Here is an 11,037-nt window from a genome sequence, read left to right as displayed (position 1 = left end):
AGCAGTATTGGTGTCATGGACGCACCCTGAAAAAAGGCGGTATCCCGCCAGATTTCAGATGCTCTGGTAACTAAGTTGCCGAGTAGTTCACCACAGAGGAAACGGCAGAGGATACTGAAGCTGTAGCAGAAGAAGCTATAGAGGATGCTGCAGACATAACAGAAGAAGCAACAGAGGATGTAGCAGTGCCAGAAGCTGCTGCAGACGAGACAGAGGATATCCAGCAGGAAGATACAGAAGCTGTCGAGACTCTGGATGAGACAGCAGAGGAAGCAGACCCGTTCTCTACAGGGGAAGAGGATTTCACAGAAGGCGATGAAGTGGCGGAAGCATTTTCCGATTCTGACCAGCTGACAGGCGAGTATCAGTACGTATATGCAGGACTTACCTGGGGTGAGTACTGGGCAGCAGAAGGCGTCTATGCAGCTGGAGATACAAGCTCTTCAGAAGAGAAGGAGTCACATAGTGAGTTTGATACAGGAGCTTTTGATACAGTAACAAGAGCGACTGCAAATCATGGACTCCACAGAGGAAGCTATCAGACAGAAGCTACGATCATTGCTGATGACGGAACCAGATTCGACGTATCCTACTGGGAGGATAAAGGAAGCACACTTTATCTTACAGACGGTTCCAAGGTAAAATGGAACAGAGGCAGTATAACAACAGAAGATGGAAAAACCTATACGATGGATCATTATGAGATATATGGTCTGAAATATGTTCCGGTAGCAGTTAAGACCGCAGATTTTGCAGATTTCTGCAAAAAGTATAATGTCGTACAGGATGGAGCTGTGCTCTCCGGAGGATACAGTGAAAACAATCTCCAGTATTACAAAGGCCTTGTGGCAGACGTAAATGCACAGACAAATGGTCTGAAATATGCGGAGAAAAATGGTGACGGCTTTACATTTACAGCAAGAAAATCAGACGGAACAGCTTCCGGTATCAAGGATCAGGCGTTAAAAACAGCAACAGGGATCGAGCCGAGTGTAAAAGCAGCAAGCGGAAGTTACGGCGAATTCCTCCGTGTGGATCTCAATGGAAATTATGGCGATCTTGGTGCAAATATGCAGGCTGTACGCTGGGATTATTATGGAGATGATTCCACATATACAAAATGCCTCGCTTCTTATGGAACCAAGTTTGCCGCAGATAACTGGATGCATAAAGCAATGGGAATCCAGCTTGGACTTACAAAATCTGCACGCTGCAAGCTTCCGGGAGGAACAGACGGAACAGGATACTGGAAACTGACAGTGTATGCTCTCGGATATAATGACTATACCTACAGCTTCCAGGCAACTGCAGAGAATATCGTAAATCCTACAATGGAGCCAACTGATTTTACAAGCCTTAAAACAGAAGTGGAAGCTGCAAAAGCTCTGGCAGAGAAGGATTACACAATTGCAACCTGGAAGTCCTTTGCCGATGAGCTTCAGGAAGCAGAAGACATTCTTGCAAAAACAGATGCAAGTCAGGCTGAGGTAAATGAAGCACTTGAACATCTTCAGGGAGCAGAGAAAGAGCTTCAGAAGGTAACAGTTACACTTGATAAGACAGCAGCAGCTGTATATACAGGAAAAACAACGACTCTTAAGGCAACAACAAATGACAGCGATGCAATAGTGACATTTAAGTCCGGCAACACAAAGGTTGCAACGGTAAGCAGCAAGGGTGTTGTTAAAGGCGTAAAAGCCGGAACAGCAGTTATCACAGCAAAGGTCGGAAATGCCACAGCAACCTGCAAAGTAGTTGTCAAGAATCCTGCATTCAGTCTTGTAAAATCTTCTGCAACGATCAAAAAAGGTAAAACAACAACCATCAGATCCAAAGCAGCACCTGCAGGCAAGGTTACATATACAAGCAGCAATAAAAAAGTTGCAGCTGTAAACAGCAAGGGTGTTGTAAAGGGAATCAAAAAAGGTAAAGCAACGATCACAGTGAAATGCAACGGAATTACAAAGAAATTTGTGGTAACAGTTAAATAATTTCACTGTTGAACCGAATGCGAGCACAGATATCCGGGAGCCTCTGTCGCAGACATAGAGCAATGTCTGCGGCAGAGGTCTGCTGATTTCTGAAGAGCAATGTCTGACAGAGGCCGCAAGAAAAGAGGAGAGAGTAAGGAAGCATGGAAAAAGATCTGAAAGATAAAAAGCAGGAGGAAAAAAATACTCCGAAGATACCCTGGACCAAGCTGGTCCCTGCAGCTGCTGTGATTGCGGCGCTTGTGTTTTCAGGCATAAAGGCGAAGGGCTCTGATGGAGAGACAGAAGCAGTCGGGCAGGCAGAGACGACCGTAATGTCCGCTTCAGAGCTGGAAAAATATCTCGGGTATGAAAAAGAAAATACTGTTTCTGACAGCACAGCTGAGAAAAACAGTACAACAAAAAAGAAAAGCTCATCTAAAAAAAGTTCAAAAAAAACAGCAGCGAAAAAAAGCTAAGGTACAAGAACGGTTTCCGAATCTGCAAAAAGCAATGCCGGCGCCGCAGGACAGGGAACCACGCAGACACCGGCAGCAAGCGTTCCGGCAGATGGATATAAGGACGGTACGTATGAAGGAAGCGGAACCGGATTTGGCGGGACGATCCGCGTGAGAGTAACAATCAGCGGCGGAAAGATTGCAGCCATAGATATTCTGGAGGCATCTGGAGAAACCGCGTCGTATTTTGCATCAGCTCAGGGTGTGATCAGCAGGATGATCGCCGGAAATACACCGAATGTAGATGCAGTCAGCGGAGCAACCTATTCCTCCAACGGGATTCTGGATGCTGTAAAAAAAGCCTTCAAAGAAGCGGTTAATCCGGAGTATGGAAAGAAACCCACACCAACTCCTACAAAGAAACCGATACCAAAGCCAAAAGCCACACCGAAACCTATGGCAACGCCGAAACCAACAGTCACACCGAAGCCAACAGAGACGCCGGCAGCAACCCCGACGCCGGAGCCGGACGACCCGGATGTGACGCCGGTTCCTGAAAAACCCAATGTAACTCCAACACCAGGGACAGATGAGCCGGATGCAACACCGGAGCCAACGGAAGCACCGGAACCGGTGGGAATGTACAGAGATGGAACGTATACAGGCTCGGCTTTTGGATATGGAGGAAAAACATATCTGACAATTACGATCTCAGGAGGCCAGATCGCATCCATTGAGCAGACAAATCAGGATACACCGGAATTTTTGATCCTGCATGGAGCACGATCTATTCTCAGATCATGGCAAACCAGTCGGCGGATGGGATCGATACTGTCAGCGGAGCCACCTATTCCTCCGAAGGGATCCTGGACGCTGCACAAAAGGCCCTTGCCCAGGCGAAGAATTAACCGGGTGAACGTTGGAGCAGCTATAAACATCTGAATCTAAGCCAATAATAAGAGGTGAAAGAAACCTCTGGACTTCTTGATTTTTTTGAAGTTCAGAGGTTTTTTGCTAGGTTTCTGAAATTGCCTCTATAAATCGATAAAAAAATAACAGGAATGTATACAGAATAATAGAAAAAATATCAGAAAATACAAGCGGTTTAAATAATTTGAAACGCAAATTAGCGGGGATTAACCTGAGAAATACAATAAAATTTTTATTGCACAGGGCAATGTTTTATGTTATGTTTGAATGTGTGTAATTAAAGTTGTTATTAAAATGACAAACAACGCTGAAAGGAGAACAAATATGAGCAGTAAAATTACGATCATCGGAGCAGGAAGTGTAGGAGCAACTATCGCTTATACCTTATCACAGAGGAGTATTGCATCAGAGATCGTTCTGATCGATATTAACAAAGATAAGGCTGAAGGTGAGGTTATGGATATTGAGCAGGGAACCAGTTTCCGTGAGCCGATCTCCATCGTGGCAGGAGATTACCCGGATGCTGCAGATTCTGACATTGTGATCATCACTTCCGGTATTGCCAGAAAACCGGGACAGACTCGCATCGAGCTGACACAGACCAACGTCAACATTATGAAGAGTATTACTCCGGAGATCGTAAAGGTGGCTCCCAAAGCGCTTTATATTATCGTAAGTAATCCATGTGATATTATGACTTATGCATTTGCAAAGCTTTCCGGACTGCCGGAAAATCAGATCCTTGGTTCCGGAACCGCCCTGGATACGGCCCGTCTCCGCTGCAGACTTTCTCAGCACTACGGTGTATCTGAGAAAAACATCCACGCCTATGTATTCGGAGAGCATGGAGATACTTCCTTTGTACCGTGGTCCAGAGCCTTTGTTGCAGGTGCGACCCTTGATGAGTTTGACAAGATCGTTCATGAGGATCAGAAAGATCTGCAGCCACTTGACAGAGAAGAGGTTCTGGAGTATGTTCATACTTCAGGATCAACTGTGATCGCCAAGAAGGGTGCTACATTTTATGCGGTAGCCGTATCTGTTTGCAGACTTTGCTCGCTTCTTCTTGCAGCATCTGATACAATAGTCAGTGTATCAACAATGCTTCACGGAGAATACGGTGTTGAAGACGTATGTCTTAGTACCATGGCTTCTATCGGACCGGAAGGTGTAAAACGTATCGTTCGTGTTCCGCTGACCGAGGAGGAGACAGAGAAGCTTCATGCAAGCGCCAATGCTCTGAAGGACGTGATCGCACAGATTGATCTTTGATAAATGTCAGAAGCTGTGTAAAGAGGAAAAAGCAGCCTCAGGCAAATTTGAAACAACGGGAGAAAGATAAAAATGGATATTATTCAGGTAATTACCAGAGAATTGAACGTTGAGAAATGGCAGGTCGAGGCAGCGGTTAAGCTGATCGATGAAGGCTGCACCATTCCTTTTATTTCCAGATACCGTAAGGAAGCAACCGGTACACTGAACGACGAACAGCTTCGTAATCTTAATGAGAGACTTACTTATTTAAGAAATCTTGAGGATAAAAAGGCTCAGGTTCTGGGCAGCATCGAGGAGCAGGGCAAGCTGACTCCGGAGCTGAAGAAACAGATCGAGGCAGCGCAGACACTCGTTGTGGTAGAGGATCTTTACCGTCCGTACCGCCCGAAGCGCCGTACACGTGCCATCATCGCCAGGGAAAAAGGTCTGGGACCTCTGGCCGACATCATCCTTCTCCAGATGACGAAGAAACCTCTTGAAGAAGAGGCAAAAGCATTTCTTTCTGAGGAAAAAGAAGTCAAAACTGTGGAAGAGGCCATCAGTGGTGCCAGAGATATCATTGCAGAACACATTTCTGATGAAGCAGATTATCGTATCAGTATCCGTAAGAGAACAATGGATAAGGGAACTATATGTTCTACCGCAAGAGATGAGAAGGAGCAGTCTGTATACGAGATGTATTATGACTTTGAGGAGCCGGTGAAAAAGCTTGCAGGTCATCGTGTCCTTGCTCTGAACCGTGGTGAGAAAGAGAAATTCCTTACTGTGAAGATTCTTGCACCTGAGGAAGAGATCATCCGTTATCTTGAAAAACAGGTGATCGTCCGCGATAATCCATACACTACACCTGTTCTGAAAGAAGCCATTGAGGACAGCTATAAACGTCTCATCGGACCGGCTATTGAGCGTGAGATCCGAAGCGCCCTTACAGAGGCAGCAGAGGACGGTGCCATCCATGTCTTTGGCAAAAATCTGGAGCAGCTTCTCATGCAGCCTCCAATTGCAGGACAGGTAGTTCTTGGCTGGGACCCTGCCTTCCGTACCGGATGCAAGCTGGCAGTGGTAGATCCTACCGGAAAGGTTCTGGATACCACAGTTATTTATCCCACAGCACCAACCAATGAGACCAAGATCCGTGCCGCAAAGGAAACCCTGAAAAAGCTTATCAGCAAATATCATGTGACACTGATCTCTGTAGGAAACGGAACGGCATCCAGAGAATCCGAGCAGATCATCGTGGAGCTTCTTAAGGAAATCCCTGAAAAGGTCCAGTATGTTATCACCAACGAGGCAGGTGCTTCTGTATATTCCGCAAGCAAGCTTGCCACGGAAGAATTCCCGAATTTCGATGTTGGACAGAGAAGCGCCGCATCCATCGCAAGACGTGTACAGGATCCGCTTGCAGAGCTTGTAAAGATCGATCCGAAATCCATCGGTGTCGGTCAGTATCAGCATGATATGAACCAGAAAAAGCTGGGAGAAGCCCTTAACGGCGTTGTGGAAGATTGTGTAAATAAGGTCGGAGTGGATCTGAATACTGCGTCTGCATCCCTTCTGGAGTATATTTCCGGAATCAGCAAGACCATCGCAAAGAATATCGTAGCCTACCGTGAGGAAAACGGCCGTTTCCAGACAAGAAGAGAGCTTCTTAAGGTTGCCAAGCTTGGTCCGAAAGCCTTTGAGCAGTGTGCAGGTTTCACACGGATCACAGGAGGCAAAAATCCTCTGGACGCAACCAGTGTCCATCCGGAAAGCTATGACGCAGCAAAAAAACTCCTGGAAAAGCTGGGCTACACACCGGAAGATGTGGCAGAACGTAAGCTTACCGGTATTTCCGGGCAGATCCGTGATTACGGAAAACTGGCAAAGGAGCTGGAGATCGGAGAGCCAACCTTACGTGATATCGTAAAGGAACTGGAAAAACCTGCCAGAGATCCACGTGACGAGATGCCGAAACCGATCCTCCGTACCGATGTCCTGGATATGAAGGACCTGAAAGAAGGCATGGTCCTCAAGGGAACTGTCCGCAATGTTATTGACTTCGGTGCTTTTGTGGATATCGGTGTGCATCAGGATGGCCTGGTCCATATTTCCGAGATGAGAGAGAAATTCATCAAACATCCGCTGGAAGCAGTCAGTGTGGGAGATATCGTGGATGTCCGTGTTCTTGATGTTGATATGAAGAAAAAACGGATCAGCCTTTCCATGAAGGGAATCAGTAAATAAAGAGAAAAACTGAGTAAAGAGAAGCAGGCAAGTATATTCTGTAGCATTCTGCGGCGGATTACCGGACCGATATACAATAAAGCTATAACAGAAATACAGCAGTGGTTTATACCCTATACTTTATAGAACCGGAGAAATCAGGTTTACAGGGAAAAAACACTGCTGTATTATTATATTACCAGATGCGGATTATAGGAAATGCTTATATCAGAAATAAGCTTTGAAGCTCATAGATCGATCCGCATATGTATATAGAATGATCGATCGGACAGGAGGGATTATATTTGGATAGTACTGTACAGACCGTGCAGGAGGTCGGAAATCAGGTAAGCCAGTACAGGCAGATGTTTGAAAATTATCTGCCGGACATCACGAAATTCGGAATCAAGGTTGTTCTGGCTATTGTTGCTTTCTGGGTAGGAAGCACGGTAATTAAATGGATCGTAAAGTTTGTGAGGAAATCACTGACAAAATCCAGGCTGGATACAGGAGTGGCACAGTTTATGTCCTCACTGGTCAAGATTATACTTTACATACTCCTGATCTTTAACATATCCACAAGCTTTGGAGTAAAGGAATCATCTCTGGCAGCACTTCTCGGAACTGCAGGTGTTACTATGGGTCTTGCCCTCCAGGGCGGACTTGCCAACCTGGCAGGAGGTATGATGCTTCTTCTGTTCAAGCCTTTCCAGGTAGGGGATTACATCATCGTTAACGGACAGGACGGAAGCGAGGGAACGGTAGCCAAGGTCGAGATCTGTTATACAACGCTGTTATCCATTGATAACAAGCACATCGTGATCCCGAACGGTACTCTTTCCAATGTGACCATCACCAACGTAACAGCAAGGGATCAGCGAAGGCTGGAGATCAAAGTGGGGATCTCTTACAATGCAGATATCCAGAAGGCCAGGGATATCCTGGAAGATATCCTCACCGAGGATCCGGATACAAGAGAAGACGAAGAGATGGTGGTATTCGTAGACGAGCTGGCAGAAAGCTCTGTGATCATGGGCTTTCGTGTCTGGGTAGATACCGACCGCTACTGGGCAGCCAGATGGAGATTGAACCAGAGGATCAAGGAAGATTTTGATTATTATGGAATTGAGATTCCTTATAATCAGCTGGATGTGCATATCCATAAATAATATGCATAAAGGAAGAAAGCTAAAGCCCTTTCACATGGCAGAGAAATTGCTGTGTGGGAGGGTTTTTTGATGAAAGTAACTGGTTTTGGGATTATTACTGCCATTCACGATAATAGAGAATATGAAAATTATTGACAAACCAGTGTCGGGGTGCAATAATACCCCACAGAGATAGTATTTGGACTCAAAACTATACTCTGGCTGAAATCACTGGAATCTTATATAAAAATAGCTAGCCGGAACCCGGGATCGGGAACGGACGGATATATGAAAATTATAAAAGATACGAGCCTGTATCGATGATAACGAAGGCGTTACAACAGTTATGGGAATTTTGAGCAACTGTTGAAGAGCATGCTTTTCGTGTATAAAAAACAGGACTCAATATACAGGGAATCAATCAGAAGCGTTTCAGGGTTGAAGTGTACCCCGAGACGTTTTTTTATTAAATACGGAAGCGGATGCTTTTATCCACTTGAAAGTTATTCCCTGCAGGAAAGGACTTATATAAGATGACAATAGAGATGTTAAAAGGAAAGATCCACAGAGCAACCGTTGTCCAGGCGGAACTGGATTATGTAGGAAGTATCACTGTGGATGAGGAACTGCTGGAAGCTGCCGGGATACTGGAATATGAGAAGGTTCAGATCGTAGATGTGAACAACGGCAGCCGTTTCGAGACATACACCATTTGCGGAGAACGCGGAAGCGGTATGATCTGCCTGAACGGAGCAGCAGCAAGATGTGTAAGCACCGGTGACAAGATCATCATCATGGCTTACGCACAGTACGAGCAGGAAGAAGCCCGTACTCACAAGCCTGCAGTTGTATTTGTAGATGAAGAGAACAGGATCAGCAGAGTGACCAATTATGAGAAACACGGACTGCTGAAGGATATGGCCTGACGCAGATCAGGAAGATAATAAGACGAAGGTGAATTCAGAAAAGAGACTATCTCGAATCTATAAAGAAAACCGGTTTCAGAACCGGAAAAGAGGAGAGCATAATGCAGGTAACAAAAACAGTAGAAGAAACAAGAAAACAGATCAAAGCGTGGAAAAAAGAAGGAAAAACAGTAGGCCTTGTGCCAACCATGGGATTTCTCCATGAGGGACACGCAAGCCTGATCAAAAAATGCAGAGAGCAGAATGATATCGTAGTGGTATCCGATTTCGTCAATCCTACACAGTTCGGTCCTACCGAGGACCTGGAAGCCTATCCGAGAGACTTTGAGCGTGACAGCAAACTCTGCGAAAGCCTGGGAGCAGACCTGATCTTCTGCCCGGAGCCTTCCGAGATGTATCATGATCCCCACGCATTTGTAAGTATAGATACTCTGTCAGAGACACTTTGCGGAAAAACACGTCCGATCCATTTTAAAGGTGTGTGTACCGTTGTGACCAAGCTGTTCCACATTGTGGCACCGGACAGAGCATATTTCGGACAGAAAGACGCACAGCAGCTGGCCATCATCCGCAAGATGGTGCGTGATCTGAACTTCGATATTGAGATCGTAGGCTGTCCGATCATCCGTGAGGAGGACGGACTTGCAAAATCCTCCAGAAATACATACTTAAGCCCTGAAGAGAGAAAAGCAGCTCTTTGCCTGTCAAAGGCAGTAAAAGCCGGACAGGAAGCCATTCACGCAGGAATCCCGGCAGAAGAGCTTCTCGGAAAAATGCGAGCAGTGATCGAAGCAGAGCCTCTGGCAAAGATTGATTATGTATCCATGGTAGATGCACTTACCATGCAGCCGGTGGAAAAAGCTGACCGCAGCGTTCTTGTAGCAATGGCTGTTTACATCGGAAAAACAAGACTGATCGACAACTTCAGCTACGAGGTATAATGTATGGGAAAAGTTTTAAAGAAAATCGGAATTATCAGCAGCCTTGCATCCAGATATATCGGGATCATTATCATCGCTTTTTCCTGCCTGGCTTTTTTCTGGCGTGACGGATTTTACTGGATGACGAACTATACGTCTGTATTTCTGGGAGTGATCATGTTTGGTATGGGCCTGACCATAAAGCTGGATGACTTCCGGGCAATTTTTTCCAGACCCAAAGAAGTGGTGATCGGTGCAGTGGCTCAGTATACCATTATGCCTGTGATCGCCTGGCTTCTGTGTAAAGTGATGAACCTTCCGGCAGATCTGGCACTGGGAGTGATCCTGGTGGGATGCTGTCCGGGCGGAACAGCCAGCAATGTGATCACCTATATCGCAGGAGGTGATGTGGCGCTTTCTGTGGGAATGACTATAGTTTCCACACTGGCAGCACCGTTGATGACACCGTTTCTTGTATATGTTCTGGCAGGAGCCTGGGTGGAAGTATCCTTCTGGGCCATGGTGCTTTCTGTGGTAAAGGTAATTCTGATCCCGGTTCTCCTGGGAGTTTTTCTTCGGAGCCTTGCGGGAGAGCATGTGGATAAGGTATCCGATGTTATGCCGCTGGTGTCGGTTGTAGCTATTGTTATGATCATCGGAGGAATTGTGGCTGTAAATGCAGAGAAGATCGTAAGCTGTGGAGTTCTGGTGCTTGGAGTAGTGGCGATCCACAATTTCTGTGGTATGATGCTGGGATTTCTGGCTGCAAAAATCTTCCATGTGGAGTATTCCAGAACAACAGCTATAGCTATAGAGGTAGGCATGCAGAACAGTGGCCTTGCTGTCTCACTGGCGGCAGCTAATTTTGCAGCCAATCCGCTTGCAACACTTCCGGGCGCGATCTTCAGTGTATGGCACAATATTGCGGGTTCCATTTTTGCGGGGATCCGCCGTGCAGGTGCAGAAAACCTTGCAGAGCTTGACCGGATCATGGAAATCGACTGCTGTAATTGCGAAAAGCAATAAGCAGTGAATGCGGATTGCGGATATCCTCCTGACGGGGAACAGCAAAGCTGTGGAAGAATGTCTGTAAAGAAAGATCCGGGGGAGTTTGAGAGATAAAATGGCAGATTCTGTCGAAAGAAAAAGTCATAAAATGCAGAATTGTGGTTTACAAATTTTAGCCGGTATACTATAATAACCAC

At 46.0% G+C, this 11,037-nt stretch carries 8 protein-coding genes and 1 pseudogene; all 9 read left to right on the top strand.

Features of this window, described 5'->3' with window-relative positions:
• The first annotated feature begins 185 nt into the window (after nucleotides 1-185).
• The 9 genes and pseudogenes from ACTNDQ_RS09380 (at nucleotide 186) to ACTNDQ_RS09340 (ending at nucleotide 10,858) form a co-directional block, all read left to right on the top strand.
• On the top strand, nucleotides 186-1,991 hold the full coding sequence (locus ACTNDQ_RS09380; protein ID WP_441064447.1) for a penicillin-binding Tp47 domain C-containing protein: 1,806 nt from the start codon (nucleotides 186-188) through the stop codon (nucleotides 1,989-1,991).
• Nucleotides 1,992-2,134: 143 nt separating this feature from the next.
• A complete protein-coding gene (locus ACTNDQ_RS09375) occupies nucleotides 2,135-2,449 on the top strand; it encodes a hypothetical protein (protein ID WP_441064446.1) in 315 nt (104 codons plus the stop codon).
• A 141-nt stretch (nucleotides 2,450-2,590) separates the two neighbouring features.
• Nucleotides 2,591-3,370, top strand: a pseudogene (locus ACTNDQ_RS09370) (FMN-binding protein); the annotation flags it as partial.
• 312 nt (nucleotides 3,371-3,682) lie between these two features.
• A complete protein-coding gene (locus ACTNDQ_RS09365) occupies nucleotides 3,683-4,630 on the top strand; it encodes an L-lactate dehydrogenase (RefSeq protein ID WP_144095413.1) in 948 nt (315 codons plus the stop codon).
• A 72-nt stretch (nucleotides 4,631-4,702) separates the two neighbouring features.
• On the top strand, nucleotides 4,703-6,859 hold the full coding sequence (locus ACTNDQ_RS09360) for a Tex family protein (protein ID WP_441064445.1): 2,157 nt from the start codon (nucleotides 4,703-4,705) through the stop codon (nucleotides 6,857-6,859).
• Between the two features lie 284 nt (nucleotides 6,860-7,143).
• The gene (locus tag ACTNDQ_RS09355; protein WP_320811031.1) at nucleotides 7,144-8,007 is read left to right on the top strand and encodes a mechanosensitive ion channel family protein; all 864 of its coding nucleotides are present in this window, start codon (nucleotides 7,144-7,146) and stop codon (nucleotides 8,005-8,007) included.
• Between the two features lie 512 nt (nucleotides 8,008-8,519).
• Nucleotides 8,520-8,912, top strand: coding sequence for an aspartate 1-decarboxylase (gene panD, locus ACTNDQ_RS09350; protein WP_015526224.1), 393 nt, complete (start codon nucleotides 8,520-8,522; stop codon nucleotides 8,910-8,912).
• Between the two features lie 101 nt (nucleotides 8,913-9,013).
• Nucleotides 9,014-9,853: a pantoate--beta-alanine ligase gene (gene panC / locus ACTNDQ_RS09345; RefSeq protein ID WP_022426185.1), complete on the top strand. Its 840-nt coding sequence runs from the start codon at nucleotides 9,014-9,016 to the stop codon at nucleotides 9,851-9,853.
• 3 nt (nucleotides 9,854-9,856) lie between these two features.
• On the top strand, nucleotides 9,857-10,858 hold the full coding sequence (locus ACTNDQ_RS09340; RefSeq protein WP_441064444.1) for a bile acid:sodium symporter family protein: 1,002 nt from the start codon (nucleotides 9,857-9,859) through the stop codon (nucleotides 10,856-10,858).
• The last annotated feature ends 179 nt before the right edge of the window (nucleotides 10,859-11,037 follow it).

The organism is Blautia massiliensis (ex Liu et al. 2021) (assembly GCF_052064225.1).
Classification (GTDB): Bacteria; Bacillota; Clostridia; order Lachnospirales; family Lachnospiraceae; genus Blautia_A; species Blautia_A fusiformis.
The sequence above is the reverse complement of the archived record's forward strand: the minus strand, read 5'-3'. Positions and strand labels throughout refer to the sequence as shown.